Below are 14,690 nucleotides of genomic sequence, written 5' to 3'. Positions count from 1 at the left end.
ATGAACCCGTCTTCCGCGAATACCGTCCGCTCGCGATTCTCGCTCACGAGGGCGCCCCTGACAGCCCCTGAACACGCCGGAACCCCTTATCCGGTCGCCGCCCGGGTACGCAGGGCCAGCTTGTCGATCTTGCCGTTGACGTTGACGGGCAGCGCCTCGACCACTTCTACCCGTTTGGGCACCTTGTAGTTGGACATGTTGGCCTTCGCCCAGGAGAGCAGCGTCCCGGCGGTGACCCGCGCGCCCGGCCGGGGGACCACGTACGCCACCCCCGACTCCCCGGAGACGGCGTCGGGCACGCCGACCACCGCGGCCTGGGCCAGCGAGCCCTCGCGCAGCAGGAGCGACTCGACCTCGGCGGGGGAGACGTTGAAGCCGTTGACGATGTAGAGCTCCTTCTTCCTGTCCACGATGGCGAGGTTGCCCGCCTCGTCCAGCACGCCGACGTCGCCGGTGTGCAGCCAGCCGTCGGCGTCGACCACCTCGGCGGTCCTGGCGGGCTCGTCCCAGTAGCCGCGCATCACGCCGTAGCCGCGTTGCAGGATCTCGCCGCGCAGGCCGGGCGCGACCTCCTTGCCGTCGTCGGCCACGATCTTGACCTCGATGCCCGGCACGGCCCTGCCGGTGGTGTTCGCGATCACCTCGATGGGGTCGCCGGCCCTGGTCATGGAGACCACCGTGCCCTCCATCAGCCCGTACGCGTTGATCATCCGTTCCAGGCCGACCCGTTCGGCCAGCCGGGTGATCAGCGCGGCCGGTACGGAGGCGGCGCCGCAGATGGCCACCCGCAGCGAGGAGACGTCCCGGTCGGCGCGGTCCAGCTCGTCCAGGATCCGGGCGAACAGGGTGGGCGGCCCGGCCAGGATCGTCACCTTCTCGGTGGAGATCAGCGACATCAGGGCGTCCGGGGAGAAGACCGGGATCGGCACCATCGTGGCCCGGCGCATCAGGCAGGCGACGAGCCCGGCGTTCAGCCCGAACCCGTGGTTGAACGGCGCGATCACCGGATAGCGGTCGTGCTCGTCCAGCGTGACGATCTCCGACCAGTCCCAGTAGCCGCGCAGGACCTGGGCGTGGTCGAGCATCACGCCCTTGGGCGTCCCCGTGGTGCCGGACGTGGACATGATCTCGCACAGGTCGTCCGGCCCGACGGCGAGCGCCCGTTCCTCGCCCGCCCGTACGGTGACCCCGGCCGGGTCCAGGCCGCCGGCCGCGCGTACGGTGACGCCGTCGTCCAGGGGCGGGAGCAGGCCGGCGAGCGGCGGATCGCCGACGATCACGACCTTCACCCCGGTCCTGGCGATCAGCTGGGCCGCCTCGATGCCCTTGTACCGGGCCGACAGCGGCACGAGGACGGCGCCGGCGTCCCAGACACCGAGCGCGTGCCGTACCCAGGATGCCGAGTTCGAGCCCCAGATCGCCACCCGGTCGCCGGGCTCGACGCCGAGGGCGATCAGCCCCCGGGCGACCTCGGCGGCCCGCGACCGCAGCTCCGACATCGTGACCCGGGCGCCGCCCTCGACGACCGCCGTGGCGTCGGGGTGGCGTTCGGCCTGGTCGCGCAGCATGCGGGAGAGGGTTCCCCAGTCGGGCATCGATGCCATCGGCTACTCCGTCGCGCTAGGTGACGAGGGCCCTGTCCCGGCCGAGGTGGTGGCCGCGCCGGTCGTCCACGGTGCCGGGTGAGGGGGTCTCCAGGACGTCCTGGGCGACCCCCACGTCGATCGAGACCGGGGTCAGCGCCCGTATCGCCTGCTCGATGCGCGACCGCCACATGGGGTTCCTGACCAGGCTCTCCCGGCCGAACGACACGGTCAGCGCGGCGGCGTCCAGAGTGCCCTGGCGGGTGATCGACAACTCCCAGCCGGTCACGCCGTCGATCTTCGACAGCGCCTTCTCGATCCGCGGCAACGCCAGCCACACGCCCCTGACCAGCACGTGGTCGCCGACCGTGTGCGCGGGCGCGGGGATGCCGGACCCGCCGGGCCTGGCCACCAGGCCGGTCCTGAGCACGGCGTCGCCCAGCGTCGAGTGCCCGGACGGCGTGATGACCAGCTCGGCCGCCGGATCGGCCGGGTCGGCCAGGTCGTCCTTGGTCAGCGAGGCCAGCCCCAGCACGCCGTCCGCGAGCGGGGTGAGCGGCGCGTCCTCGGCGGTCCTGTAGGCGAGGGCGCCGCCGCCGAACGGGCTGGCGAGCACCTCCGTGACAGCGCAGCCGAACTCGCCGGCGAGGTGTCCCATCGTGCGCTTGGAGGCGATCTCGCCGGTCAGGACGATGTGGTCGAGCCCGAGGTCGAGCGGGTCGAGCAGGAACTCCAGGTGCAGGCGGGCCAGCAGGTCCATCGCGCCCGTCGGGGTGCTGACCAGCGTGGTCGCGCCGAGCGCGGTCAGCGCGTGGTGCAGGCGCAGGCGGCCGCGCGGCCCGACCGCGGCGGCGGCCCCGGCCACGTCCGCCGCGGCGGCGGCCCACAGCGCGCCCGCCGGCTCGGCGAGCGCCACCACGACCCGGTCGTGCCCGCCGACGCCGGCCGCGCGCAGCGCCGCCCCGGTGAGCCCGGTCGCGGCGGCGACGTCCTCGGGGCCCATCGGGAACACGCTGGACACGTCGGGCGCCACGAGCAGGAGCCCTCCGGCGGAACGTCCGGCCGCGGCCAGGTCGTCGCGGGTCAGCCAGCGGGCGGCCGTCAACGGGCCACCTCGTTCATGAACAGGGTCATCGACTCGCACACCTTCTCGTGGGCCAGCCCGCCGACCTGCGCCTGGATGATCAGGTCCGTGGCGCCCGCCTCGGCGATCCTGGCCAGGGCCTTGCGCGAGCCCTCCACGTCGTCCACCACGACCATCAGGTGCTCGCGCAGCGTGGCCATGGCCTCCTCCGGCGGCATCCCGGCGGCCAGCTGGCCGAGTACGCGGTGGGTGGCGTGGCGGGCGTCGTAGTAGTCGGGCGGGGTGACCAGGTTGACCTGGCGGCGGATGTACCACAGGACGGCGTCGGCGGCGGTGGCGTTGGCCTCGTCGCGGGTGGGGGCGGCGAACCAGGGGATCATCAGGGCCACGCGCCGGGAGTCGGGGTCGAAGCCGTTCTCGGCCAGGCATTCCCGGTACCGGGCGATGTCGGCGGCGACGTCGTCGATGCCCTTGAGCATCGTCATGCCCAGCAGGTTGTAGCCGTGCCGGGCGGCGGCCAGGTAGCCCTCCAGCGAGGTCGAGGCCACCCATACGGGCGGATGCGGCCGCTGGGCCGGCCGCGGGTAGACGGCCACGTCGGGGATCTCGAAGAACTCGTTCGACCTGCTGACCGGCTCGCCGTCGGCGTTCCAGATGGCCAGGGTGGCCTCCAGCGAGTCCTCCCAGATCTGCCGCGACTTCTCGAACGGCCGCTGGAACGCCTGGTACTCCAGAGGGGAGGCGCCGCGTCCCGTGCCGAACTCGACGCGGCCGCCGCTCAGCACGTCGAGCGTGGCGACACGCTCGGCGGTGCGGATGGGCGACTGGAACGGCAGCAGCACCACGCCGAGCCCGAGGTGGATGCGCCCGGTGCGCTGCGAGATGGCCGCGAGGACCAGATCGGGGGCGGAGGAGTGGGAGAAACCCCTGGTGAAGTGGTGCTCGACGAACCAGGCCGTGTCGAACCCCAGCCGATCGCCGAGGACGACCTGCTCGATCACGTTCTCGAACGCCTGTCGCTCGACCTCGCGGGTGCGGCCGCGGACCTCCAGTTCATACCCCAGGCTGATCCGTAGGGACGTCATCGCGCCTCCGGCGAAAGTAGTGAACCAAGCGCTCGCTTGGTAGAGACTATCAGGGCCGAAGTCTTGCGGGAAGGGCGCGCGTCCGATCAGAGTGGATGACCGTGAGGCGAAAGCACGCGCTGCGGCGGCCGAAGGACGGCACGGTCCCCGACCGTGGCGACGACGATCCCTCGCTCGCCGACGCGCTCGGTTACGAGGCGTTCGGCCGGGTGATGGCCGCCCTCGCGACCGAGGCGGACTTCATCGAGTGGTGCCGCGACCTGACGTGGTGGCGCGGCGCCGACCGGAGCTGGCACATCGAGTGGCGCGACGGGCCGTACGCCTCGGAGGTGGCCGCGCTGCTCGCCGGGAAGATGCCCGACCCAGGCCCCGGCCCCGACGACTCCTCGCTCGCGGTCGCGGGTCCCGGTGACGCGGCCTCGGCCGTGCTGGAGGTGATGGGGGTGCGGTTCGAGCTGCGCGCGGTCGATCCCATGGGCCGGGCCCGCGTGCGCGCGCGTCCCGGGTTGTGGCGCCTGGCCGAGGCGCTCGACACCACCCGCCGCACCAACACCCGGCATCCGTGGGAGGAACTGCTCGGCGGCTGAGCCGCCGTCACACCTCGCCGAGCACGTGCGGCGCGAGGCGGGCGCGGTGCGCCTGGGGCGGGCCGAAGAGCTGCGCGTCCGACGCGGCCCGCTTGAGATACCGGTGCGCCGGGTGCTCCCAGGTCACCCCGATCCCGCCGTGCACCTGGATGTTCTCGCCCGCCGCCGTCAGATACGCCTCCGTGCAGTACGACCCCGCCACGGCCGCGAACACTTCCGACCCGTCCGCCGCCCGCGCGGCCGGCGGGGCCGACTCCACCAGCAGCAGCACGTCGGCCAGCTTGTGCTTGATCGCCTGGAAGGAGCCGATCGGCCGGCCGAACTGCCGCCGCGACCGCGCGTGCCCGACGGCCATCTCCAGGCAGCGCGCCGCCCCGCCCGCCTGCTCGGCCGCCAGCGCCGCGATCGCGAGGTCCCGTACGCGGGTCCACGACGCGCCGGGGCCCAGCCGCCGTACGGGTGCGCGGTCGAAGGCGAGCGAGACCAGCGGCCGGGTCTCGTCCACGGTCGGGTACGCCGTCCGCCGCGCCGGCACGGCCTCCACCAGCTCCGCGCCGGCGTAGGCGAGCACGACCTCGCCCGCCAGCCCGTACGGCACCACCCCCGAGAGCCGGTCGCCCTCCAGCCGCAGGTCCCCGTCGCCCGGCAGCACGACGGTCGCCGTCGTCGCCCCCGAGGCCAGCTCCGGCAGCAACCGCGCCCGCGCCTCGTCGTCCCCGTCGGCCATCAGCGCCGCGACCGCCATCACGGCCGACTGCAGGAACGGGTGGGGTGACAGCGCCCGTCCCAGTTCCTCGGCCACGGCCGCCGTCTCGGCCGGGCCGCATCCGGCGCCGCCGTACCGCTCGGGCACCAGCAGCCCCGCCACGCCCACGTCGCGCGCGAACGCCTGCCACGTCGCTTCCGGCCGGTCGGCGAGATAGGCGCGGACGACGGCGCCGAGCTCCTCGGAGAGTGTCACCGGAGCATCGTAAACCAAGCGATTGCTTGTCTTGGATAGGGATGTCCGAAATTTGCCTTTTTGGGATGGATACATAATCTGGATGTGGTCATCCCTAGACATCTCCGGGGGAGGGATTGACCAGGGAATGAAGATGAACCACACCGCCATCGAGTACGCCGACTTCGCCGAGTACGACCGGCGTCAGCGACGCATCGAACGTCACGTGCTGACGGCCTTCCTCGCGGGACTGGCCGTCGGCCTGATCGGCATGCTCACCGCCGGCAAGGGCCCGTCCTGGCTCGGCCAGCTCTACGACCCGTACGCCTACCTGACCCTCTCGCTGGTCGTGGGCGCCACCGCGTCGGGGTTCGGCTGGGCGCTGCTGACCACGTTCCTGGCGGCGGTGTCCACGCTGGTGGCGGCCATGGGCGCGGGCGCGCTGCGCGGCGTGGACGGCTTCGACATCATCGGCGGCGGCGCCGCCGGGCTGAACTGGACGCTCGCCCTGCTCGTCGGCCTCGGCCTGCTCGCCTACGTCACCCGCAGGAGGGACGCCTGGGGCGACCTGGCCGCGGGCTCGATCGGCGCGCTGCTGATCGCGGACGTCGTCGACCGCGCGACCCCCGGCTTCATCGACACCGAGCAGGCGTTCTGGCCCGGCCCGGCCACGGTGGTCGGGGTGCTGGCCGTCCTGCTGGTCGTGGTGCTGCGCCGCAACCGGCGCGCCCGCGTGCGCGCGCTGACGTTCTCGGCCGTCTTCGCGGGCCTGTTCACCGTCTGCCTGGCCGTCTTCGTGGGCGGCTGGCTCCCGATCTCCGTCTGACCGCGCCGGATGACGCCGCGCGGCGGGGCTCCCCGAGTCGATAGCCTGTAGTCCTTCACATCCGGGCCCGAGCAAGGAGTAGCCGTGTTGCTGCGCATGTCGTCGTTGTTTCTTCGCACCCTGCGGGACGACCCGGCAGACGCGGAAGTGCCGAGCCACAAGCTCCTCGTCCGCGCCGGCTACGTCCGCCGCGTGGCTCCCGGCATCTACTCGTGGCTGCCCCTCGGCAAGCTGGTGCTGGAGAACGTCACCAGGGTCGTTCGCGAGGAGATGAACCGGATGGGCGGCCAGGAGGTGCTCTTCCCCGCCCTGCTGCCCCGCGAGTACTACGAGGCCACCGGCCGCTGGACCGAATACGGCGACACCCTGTTCCGGCTCCAGGACCGCAAGGGGGCCGACTACCTCCTCGGTCCCACGCACGAGGAGCTCTTCACCGACATGGTCAAGGGCGAATACTCCTCGTACAAGGACTATCCGGTCACGCTCTACCAGATCCAGACCAAGTACCGCGACGAGGCCAGGCCCAGGGCCGGCATCCTGCGCGGCCGCGAGTTCCTCATGAAGGACTCCTACTCCTTCGACCTCGACGACGACGGTCTCAAGCGCTCCTACGAGCAGCACCGCGAGACCTACATCCGCACGTTCGAGCGGCTCGGCATCGAGTACAAGATCGTGTTCGCCACCTCGGGCGCGATGGGCGGCTCGGCCTCGGAGGAGTTCCTGGCGCCGACGCCCACCGGCGAGGACACGTTCGTGGCCTGCCACTCCTGCGGCTACGCGGCCAACGCCGAGGCCGTCACCACCACCGCGCCGCCCGTCCGCGACCTGGCCGAGGCCGCGGCGATGCGGGTGCTCGACACGCCCGACACCCCGACCATCGAGTCCCTGGTGTCCTACGTCAACGAACGCCACGGCCTGTCCGTCACCGCCGCCGACACCCTGAAGAACGTCGTCGTCAAGGTCACCACCCCCGGCTCCGACAAGGTCGAGACGCTGATCGTCGGCGTGCCCGGCGACCGCGAGGTCGACCTCAAGCGCCTGGAGGCCTCCCTCACGCCCGGCGAGCCCGCCATCTTCGAGGCCGCCGACTTCGCCGCCCACCCCGGTCTCGTACGCGGCTACATCGGCCCGCAGATCCTGCGCGAGCTCGGCATCCGCTACCTCGTCGACCCCCGGGTCGTGACCGGCACCTCCTGGGTGACCGGCGCCAACGAGCCCGGCAAGCACGCCGTCGACGTGGTCGCCGGGCGCGACTTCGTCCCCGACGGCACGATCGAGGCCGCCGAGGTGCGCGCCGGCGACCCGTGCCCCCGCTGCGGCTCCTCGCTGTCCATCGACCGCGGCATCGAGATCGGCCACATCTTCCAGCTCGGCCGCAAGTACGCCGACGCCGCCGGCCTCGACGCCCTCGGCCCCGACGGCAAGCCGATCCGCATCACCATGGGCTCCTACGGCGTCGGGGTCTCCCGGGCCGTGGCCGTCATCGCCGAGCAGGCCCACGACCAGCTCGGTCTGGTGTGGCCGCGCGAGATCGCGCCCGCCGACGTGCACATCGTCGGCACCGGCAAGGAGAACCAGATCGAGGCCGCCCTTGAGCTGGCCGCCGAGCTGGAGTCGCAGGGGCTGCGGGTGCTCGTCGACGACCGCGCCCAGGTCTCGCCGGGCGTCAAGTTCAAGGACGCCGAGCTGCTTGGCCTGCCCACGATCGTGGTAGTCGGGCGCGGCCTGTCGCAGGGCGTCATCGAGCTGCGCGACCGCGTGACCGGCGTCAAGGAGGAGATCCCGCTCGCCGACGCGGCCACCCGCATCCTGGCCGCCTGCCGCTGACCGGCCGCCCCGAGGTCCGAGCCCCTGAGCGGCGTCAGCCGCCGGGGGTGGTGGCGGGCGGTGTCGGGGGCGGGCTGCTCACCGGCATGCCGGGGAAGGCCGGGGGCGGCGACGGCTGGAAGGCGTAGGCGCGGGTCGCCGACTCCTGCATCGCCTGGGCGGCGTACCTGCGCAGCGTGGCGTCCCGCGCGGCGGCCAGTTCCAGGTAGGCGGCCGTGATCCCGTTCTCCACCCGCGCCGCCAGCTTGGCGGCCTGCGCGGAGCCGGAGGGCACGTACGGCAGCGCGTAGGACGCCTCCGACTCGCTGGGCTTGGCCCCGCGGCTGGTGATCAGGCTGCGGAGCTGGTCGCGGCGGGCCCGGTGGGCGTCGTACGCCGCGGTGGCCCGGTCCCGCAGCGCACCCGTCGTACGCGCCCCCAGCAGCCCGTAGGCGAACACGGCGGCGTGCTCGGCGGCCAGGGCCTTGCGCAGCCTGTCGATGTCGTCCCCGTCCACCACAACCCCGTTCACAACGATTTCGGCAGCGACACGGCGTGGACCGCCTCGCAGGCCCCGATGCTGGCGACGAGCTGGGCCACACCGGGCGACAGGACGGCCAGCTGCCGCGGCCGCCGTGCCGCGGCCCGGCTCTCCAGGTCACGCAGCCGCGACAACGAGGGCTTGGGCGACTTCGACGGCGTGGCCGAGGGCGAGCCGGAGGGCGTCGCGGACCCGGCGGGCGTCGTCGGCGGCGCGCCCGCGGGCAGGTATTTGCGCAGCTCGGCCAGGTGGGCCTGGTGACGGGCGCGGAACGGCTCAAGGACGTCGGCGCCGTCCGCGATCAGCGCCGAGTAGAGGGCGACCGTACGTTCCTTGTCGGCGATCACCTGCCGCAGCAGCACGGTCTCGGGCGAGTCGGGCACGGGAACCGGAGGCTTCGCCGGGCCCGAGGCGCTGCAGGCGGTCAGGGCGGCCGCCGCGCCCGCCAGCACGGCTCGCCTGGAGAGGTGACGCGGGCGCACGGGCTTGGACCTCCGGTGGATGCGGACCGGGCGACGACGGACCCCAGCGACCGGGGAGCCGCCGGTGACGGCTCCAGGTGACTGCTGGCGCAGATAGCATCGTACGGGCTGGTGCCCGGGAACGCCGTCAGGCGACGCTCCGCCACTCGACCACGACGAGTGGCGCTCTTTCCGTGCCTCCGTACGGATAGGGTGTCAACTGTCGTCGCTGGCTGCGCAGCCAGACGGCGGAGAGCCAGTGGCGAGGTCCGCCCGGCTGAGACATGACAATAGGGGAGGTCGATATGGGCAGCGCATCACCCCGCGACCACCTGATGAAGCTCCTGGAGCCTGTGGTCGCCGCGGAGGGCCTCGATCTGGAGGACGTCACGGTCACCCAGGCGGGCAAGAGGCGGTTGCTGCGTGTGATCGTCGATCGCGACGGCGGCGTGAGCCTCGACGACATCGCCGACGTGAGCCAGGCCGTCTCCACCGCGCTCGACGACGACGACGCGATGGGACAGGCCGCCTACACGCTTGAGGTCTCCTCGCCGGGCGTCGACCGCCCGCTCACCGAGCCGCGCCACTGGCGCCGTGCCGCCAAGCGGCTGGTGAAGGCCGAGCTGAGAGACGGCACCGTGGTCGAGGGCCGCATCCTGGCGGCGGACGAGAGCGGCGTCGACCTCGACGTCGAGGGCTCCGCGCGCCGGATCGATTACCAGGACCTGACCCGTGGACGGGTACAGGTGGAGTTCCGCCGGATCGACGACACCGACGACGTCGACGGCGACGAAGGCTAAGGGGGAAGCCTCGTGGACATCGACATGAGCGTCCTGCGCAGCCTGGAGCGGGAGAAGGACATCTCCTTCGACCTGGTCGTCAAGGCGATCGAGGACGCGCTGCTGATCGCCTACATCCGCACCGAGGGCGCGGCGCCGAAGGCACGCGCCGAGCTCGACCGCGGCAGCGGCCACGTCACGATCTGGGCCGCCGAGCTCGACGACGAGGGCGACGTCGTCAGGGAGTTCGACGACACTCCTGGCAACTTCAGCAGGATCGCCGCGACCACCGCCAAGCAGGTCATCCTCCAGCAGCTCCGCGACGCCGAGGACGAGATCAACTTCGGCGAGTTCGCCAGCCGTGAGGGTGAGCTGGTCTCCGGCGTGATCCAGCAGGGCAAGGACCCGCGCGTGGTGCTGGTCGACCTCGGCAAGATCGAGGCCATCCTGCCGCACGCCGAGCAGGTCCCCGGCGAGGACTACGTCCACGGCGAGCGCATCCGCGCGTACGTGGTGCAGGTGAAGAAGGGCCACAAGGGGCCGTCGGTGACGCTGTCGCGCACCCACCCGGGCCTGGTCAAGAAGCTCTTCGCGCTGGAGGTGCCCGAGATCGCCGACGGCACCGTCGAGATCGCCGCCGTGGCCCGCGAGGCCGGCCACCGTACGAAGATCGCGGTCAGGTCGCGCAAGCCGGGCGTCAACGCCAAGGGCGCCTGCATCGGCCCGATGGGCTCGCGGGTCCGCAACGTCATGACCGAGCTGCACGGCGAGAAGATCGACATCATCGACTGGTCCGAGGACCCCGGGGAGTTCGTGGGGAATGCGCTGTCACCGGCGCGTGTTTCCCATGTCGAGGTTCTCGATCTCGAAGGACGGGTCGCAAGGGTGACGGTGCCCGACTACCAGCTCTCGCTGGCCATCGGTAAGGAAGGGCAGAATGCCCGGCTTGCCGCCAGGCTCACCGGATGGCGGATTGACATCCGGCCTGACACACAAGCCGAGGATGCCGCCGGTTCCGTAGATGCGTCAACACGGTAAGCTGGAATATGGTGGCCACGCAGCTCCACAGCGCACCTGTGTGGGCTGCAGGGTTCGCACGGCTAAGTCCGAGCTGCTCCGCCTGGTGTTGATCGAGGACCACTTGGTCCCTGATCTGCGAGGACGGCTTTCCGGCCGCGGTGCATCGCTGCATCCGTCCTTGAGTTGTCTGGAGCTCGCCGAGCGGCGCCGAGCGTTCCCGCGCGCGTTCCGCGTGCCGGGGCCGCTTGACGTCTCGCATGTGCGGGCACACCTGGAGGGGGAATCACGAAATGTCATGTAGGACGCCGAGTTGATGGGCGGAGTCAGATTGCTATGAGCGCCTGATGAGCACGCGGCGATGAAGACGTCAAGTTAACGACGGTCCGGACGGCACAGCCAGCCTCCCGGGCCGAGTAAGGGAGTGCAGTGGCGAAGGTCCGGGTATACGAGCTCGCTAAGGAGTTCGGCGTAGAGAGCAAGGTCGTCATGGCCAAGCTCCAAGAGATGGGGGAGTTCGTCCGTTCGGCGTCCTCGACCATCGAGGCGCCGGTGGTCCGCAGGCTCACCGAAGCTCTGGGCGCATCGAAGGGTGGGCCCTCCAGGGGCGGCGGTTCGTCGTCCAACAGGCCGCAGCCGCCGAAGGCTGCGCCCCGTCCGGCCGAACACCAGGCCGGCAACGGCGCCGCGGAGGCGCCGACCCCGACTACTCCGCGTCCAGGCCCGGCTCCGAGGCCCGGTCCGCGTCCCGGCCCTGCGGGCGGCGGTCAGCCGCGTCCGCCGGTGCCGATGCCCCATCAGCCGCAGCAGCAGCCCGAGGCTGCGCGTGGCGAGACCTCCGGGGCTCCGCAGGCCCGCTTCGAGAGCGCGGCCGGTTCCGGCGCGCCCACCCGTCCGACTCCGGGGCCGCGTCCGGGTCCCGCCGCCCGTCCGGGTCCCAAGCCCGGTCCGGCGCCGCGTCCCGGGCAGCCTTCCGGTGGCGGTGGCGGTGGCGGCCAGCAGGCCCCGCGTCCGGGTGCGCCCGCCGGTGGCGGCCCGCGTCCCGGTCCCGGTCCCAAGCCGGGTCCGCGCGGCCCGCGTCCGGGTAACAACCCGTTCTCGTCCAACGCCAGCGGCATGGGTCAGTCCCGTCCGCCGCGTCCCGGCGGTGGCCGCGACGGCGGTGGCCCCGGCCAGCGCGAGCGTCGTGAGGGTCCGCCGCGTGACGGCGCGGGTCCCCGTCCGCCGCGTCCCGGTGGCGGCGGCGAGGCCGGTCCGCGTCCCGCCGGCCCGCGTCCCGGTCCGCCCGGTGCGGCCGGTCCGCGTCCGGGTCCCGGCGCGGGTGGTCCCCGTCCCGGTGGTCCGCGTCCCAACCCGATGATGATGCCGCAGGGTCGTCCTGCCGGTCCGGGCGGTGGCCCGCGTCCCGGCGGCGGCGGCGGTGGCGGTCGTCCCGGTGGCGGTGGCGGCGGTGGCCGTCCCGGCGGTGGCGGCGGTCGTCCCGGTGGCGGCGGCGGCGGTTTCGCCGGTCGTCCCGGTGGCGGCGGCGCCGGTCCCCGTACCGGCACCGGTGGTCCCGGTGGCGGTGGCGGCGGTTTCGCCGGTCGTCCCGGTGGTGGCGGCCGTGGTCGCGGCGGTGGCACGGCGGGCGCGTTCGGGCGTCCCGGTGGCCGTCCCGCGCGTGGTCGTAAGAGCAAGCGTCAGAGGCGCCAGGAGTTCGACAACATGTCGGCGCCGGCGATCGGCGGTGTGCAGGTCGCTCGCGGCAACGGCGCGACGATCCGCCTGCCGCGCGGCGCGTCGCTGTCCGACTTCGCCGACCGCATCGGCGCGAACCCCGCCTCGCTCGTGCAGATCATGCTGCACCTCGGCGAGATGGTGACCGCGACCCAGTCGGTCAACGAGGAGACGTTGCAGCTCCTCGGCGCCGAGCTCGACTACAACATCCAGGTCGTCAGCCCGGAGGAGGAGGACCGCGAGCTTCTCGAGGCCTTCGACATCGAGTTCGGCGAGGACGAGGGCGACGAGGCCGACCTGGCCGCGCGTCCGCCGGTCGTGACCGTCATGGGTCACGTCGACCACGGTAAGACCAAGCTGCTCGACGCCATCCGCAAGACCAACGTGGTGGCGCGCGAGGCCGGTGGCATCACCCAGCACATCGGTGCTTACCAGGTCCCCGCGGTGCACGAGGGCGAAGACCGGAAGATCACCTTCATCGACACCCCGGGTCACGAGGCGTTCACCGCCATGCGTGCCCGAGGCGCCAAGTCCACCGACATCGCGGTGCTGGTGGTCGCGGCCGACGACGGTGTGAAGCCGCAGACGATCGAGGCGCTCAACCACGCCCAGGCGGCCGACGTGCCGATCGTGGTCGCGGTGAACAAGGTCGACAAGGAGGGTGCCGACCCCAACAAGGTCCGCGCCCAGCTCACCGAGTACGGCCTGGTCGCCGAGGAGTACGGCGGCTCGACCCTCTTCGTCGACATCTCGGCGAAGAACGGCACGGGCATCGACAACCTCCTCGAGGCCATCCTGCTCACCGCCGACGCCGAGCTCGACCTGCGGGCCAACCCGACGATGGACGCCCAGGGCATCGCGATCGAGGCTCACCTCGACAAGGGCCGCGGCCCCGTCGCGACCGTCCTGGTCCAGCGCGGCACGCTGCGCGTGGGTGACTCGATCGTGTGTGGCGAGGCCTTCGGCCGCGTCCGTGCGATGCTCGACGACAACGGCGACCCGGTCGAGGAGGCCACGCCGTCGCGTCCGGTCCTGGTCATGGGTCTGACGGCCGTGCCGAGCGCCGGTGACAACTTCATCGTCGTCACCGACGACCGGATGGCCCGCCAGATCGCCCAGCAGCGCGCGGCGCGCAAGCGCAGCGCCGACATGGCGAAGTCGAGCCGTCGCCGCACCCTCGAAGAGCTGTTCAGCGACCTTGAGAAGGGTCGCGTCGACGAGCTCAAGCTCATCATCAAGGGTGACGTGTCCGGTTCGGTGGAGGCCCTGGAAGACGCCCTGCTCAAGATCGACGTCGGCGACGAGGTCAGGCTCCGTGTCCTGCACCGCGCGGTCGGCGCCATCACCGAGTACGACGTCAACCTGGCCGTCGCCGACGACAACGCGGTCATCATCGGCTTCAACGTCCGGCCTGAGCCCCGGGCGCGCGACCTGGCCGAGCGCGAGGGCGTCGACATCCGCTACTACTCGGTCATCTACCAGGCGATCGAGGAGATCGAAGCGGCGCTCAAGGGCATGCTCAAGCCCGAGTTCGAAGAGGTCCAGATGGGCACCGCCGAAGTCCGCGAGGTCTTCAAGGTGCCGAAGATCGGCAACGTCGCCGGTTCGCTGGTCCGCTCCGGCACGATCGTCCGCAACAGCAAGGCCAGGATCATCCGCGATGGCGTCGTCATCGCCGACAACCTGACCGTCTCGTCCCTGCGTCGCTTCAAGGATGACGCCACCGAGGTCCGCGAGGGCTTCGAGTGCGGTATCGGTGTCGGCTACAACGACATCCGGATCGACGACACGATCGAGACGTTCGAGATGCGGGAGAAGCCGCGGGTCTGACCCACGGCCGGGCGCCCGGCGGAACCTCCGCCGGGCGCCACTCGCACGCCCGGGCCTCCTCTCCACCGCAGCAGGCCGGTCGTGCTTCCACCCCACCAGGCCAAGCGGTGGTCCCAAACGATGTATGTGGGTTCTCTGACCCTGGACATCCTGCTCGGCGACGTGCGTTCGCTGAAGCAGAAGCGCTCTGTCGTCCGGCCTCTGATCGCCGAGCTGCAGCGACGTTATCCGTCCATCGCGGTGGCCGAGACCGGCCATCTTGACCTGCATCGCAGGTGCGAGGTGGGCGTCGCGGTGGTCTCCGCCTCTGCGGGTAACTGCAAAGAGGTGATGGACGCCTGCGAGAGAATGGTGGCTTTCCGCCCTGACATCGAGCTGCTGTCAGCCAGACAGCGCCTCTACAACGACGAAGATTGAACGACTGCACGGCCAGGT

The 14,690-nt window shown here is 71.9% G+C and carries 14 protein-coding genes; 8 read left to right on the top strand and 6 right to left on the bottom strand.

The window, feature by feature from the left end:
- Positions 1-86 precede the first annotated feature (86 nt).
- Genes DMB42_RS47455 through DMB42_RS47445 form a run of 3 tightly spaced genes read right to left on the bottom strand, consistent with a single transcriptional unit; the run spans position 87 to position 3,752 of the window.
- On the bottom strand, positions 87-1,604 hold the full coding sequence (locus DMB42_RS47455; RefSeq protein ID WP_260478360.1) for an AMP-binding protein: 1,518 nt from the start codon (positions 1,602-1,604) through the stop codon (positions 87-89).
- Between the two features lie 16 nt (positions 1,605-1,620).
- Positions 1,621-2,688 carry a hypothetical protein gene (locus tag DMB42_RS47450; protein ID WP_125647066.1) on the bottom strand — a complete coding sequence of 356 codons (1,068 nt, stop codon included), beginning with the start codon at positions 2,686-2,688 and terminating at the stop codon, positions 1,621-1,623.
- Positions 2,685-3,752 carry an LLM class flavin-dependent oxidoreductase gene (locus DMB42_RS47445; RefSeq protein ID WP_125647063.1) on the bottom strand — a complete coding sequence of 356 codons (1,068 nt, stop codon included), beginning with the start codon at positions 3,750-3,752 and terminating at the stop codon, positions 2,685-2,687. Before DMB42_RS47445 ends, DMB42_RS47450 begins: the two co-directional genes overlap by 4 nt.
- A gap of 95 nt (positions 3,753-3,847) precedes the next feature.
- Between DMB42_RS47445 and DMB42_RS47440 the strand changes: the two genes are divergently transcribed.
- The gene (locus DMB42_RS47440) at positions 3,848-4,339 is read left to right on the top strand and encodes a hypothetical protein (protein ID WP_125647060.1); all 492 of its coding nucleotides are present in this window, start codon (positions 3,848-3,850) and stop codon (positions 4,337-4,339) included.
- Between the two features lie 7 nt (positions 4,340-4,346).
- Here the strand turns inward: DMB42_RS47440 and DMB42_RS47435 are convergent, their stop codons facing one another.
- Positions 4,347-5,300, bottom strand: coding sequence for an acyl-CoA dehydrogenase family protein (locus DMB42_RS47435; protein ID WP_125647057.1), 954 nt, complete (start codon positions 5,298-5,300; stop codon positions 4,347-4,349).
- A 133-nt stretch (positions 5,301-5,433) separates the two neighbouring features.
- Here DMB42_RS47435 and DMB42_RS47430 point away from each other — a divergent pair, with 133 nt between their 5' ends.
- Positions 5,434-6,105, top strand: a complete 672-nt coding sequence (locus DMB42_RS47430; protein WP_125647054.1) for a hypothetical protein — start codon at positions 5,434-5,436, stop codon at positions 6,103-6,105.
- A gap of 84 nt (positions 6,106-6,189) precedes the next feature.
- Positions 6,190-7,932, top strand: coding sequence for a proline--tRNA ligase (locus tag DMB42_RS47425; protein WP_185845242.1), 1,743 nt, complete (start codon positions 6,190-6,192; stop codon positions 7,930-7,932).
- A 34-nt stretch (positions 7,933-7,966) separates the two neighbouring features.
- Here the strand turns inward: DMB42_RS47425 and DMB42_RS47420 are convergent, their stop codons facing one another.
- Both DMB42_RS47420 and DMB42_RS47415 read right to left on the bottom strand, forming a co-directional pair.
- Entirely contained in the window at positions 7,967-8,428 is a 462-nt protein-coding gene (locus tag DMB42_RS47420) for a ferritin-like domain-containing protein (protein WP_260478359.1), read from the bottom strand.
- A gap of 11 nt (positions 8,429-8,439) precedes the next feature.
- Positions 8,440-8,934 carry a hypothetical protein gene (locus DMB42_RS47415; protein ID WP_125647051.1) on the bottom strand — a complete coding sequence of 165 codons (495 nt, stop codon included), beginning with the start codon at positions 8,932-8,934 and terminating at the stop codon, positions 8,440-8,442.
- Positions 8,935-9,218: 284 nt separating this feature from the next.
- Between DMB42_RS47415 and rimP the strand changes: the two genes are divergently transcribed.
- The 5 genes from rimP (at position 9,219) to DMB42_RS47390 (ending at position 14,672) form a co-directional block, all read left to right on the top strand.
- Positions 9,219-9,713, top strand: a complete 495-nt coding sequence (rimP, locus tag DMB42_RS47410) for a ribosome maturation factor RimP (RefSeq protein ID WP_125647048.1) — start codon at positions 9,219-9,221, stop codon at positions 9,711-9,713.
- A 12-nt stretch (positions 9,714-9,725) separates the two neighbouring features.
- Positions 9,726-10,730, top strand: coding sequence for a transcription termination factor NusA (nusA, locus tag DMB42_RS47405; protein WP_125647045.1), 1,005 nt, complete (start codon positions 9,726-9,728; stop codon positions 10,728-10,730).
- Entirely contained in the window at positions 10,714-11,013 is a 300-nt protein-coding gene (locus tag DMB42_RS47400; protein WP_125647042.1) for a YlxR family protein, read from the top strand. The genes nusA and DMB42_RS47400 overlap by 17 nt, the downstream gene beginning before the upstream one ends.
- Positions 11,014-11,138: 125 nt before the next feature.
- Positions 11,139-14,255: a translation initiation factor IF-2 gene (infB, locus tag DMB42_RS47395; protein ID WP_125647039.1), complete on the top strand. Its 3,117-nt coding sequence runs from the start codon at positions 11,139-11,141 to the stop codon at positions 14,253-14,255.
- 120 nt (positions 14,256-14,375) lie between these two features.
- Positions 14,376-14,672: a DUF503 domain-containing protein gene (locus tag DMB42_RS47390; RefSeq protein ID WP_125647037.1), complete on the top strand. Its 297-nt coding sequence runs from the start codon at positions 14,376-14,378 to the stop codon at positions 14,670-14,672.
- Positions 14,673-14,690: the final 18 nt, after the last annotated feature.

Source organism: Nonomuraea sp. WAC 01424 (assembly GCF_003947315.1).
In the GTDB taxonomy this organism is placed as follows: domain Bacteria; phylum Actinomycetota; class Actinomycetes; order Streptosporangiales; family Streptosporangiaceae; genus Nonomuraea; species Nonomuraea spiralis.
The sequence above is the reverse complement of the archived record's forward strand: the minus strand, read 5'-3'. Positions and strand labels throughout refer to the sequence as shown.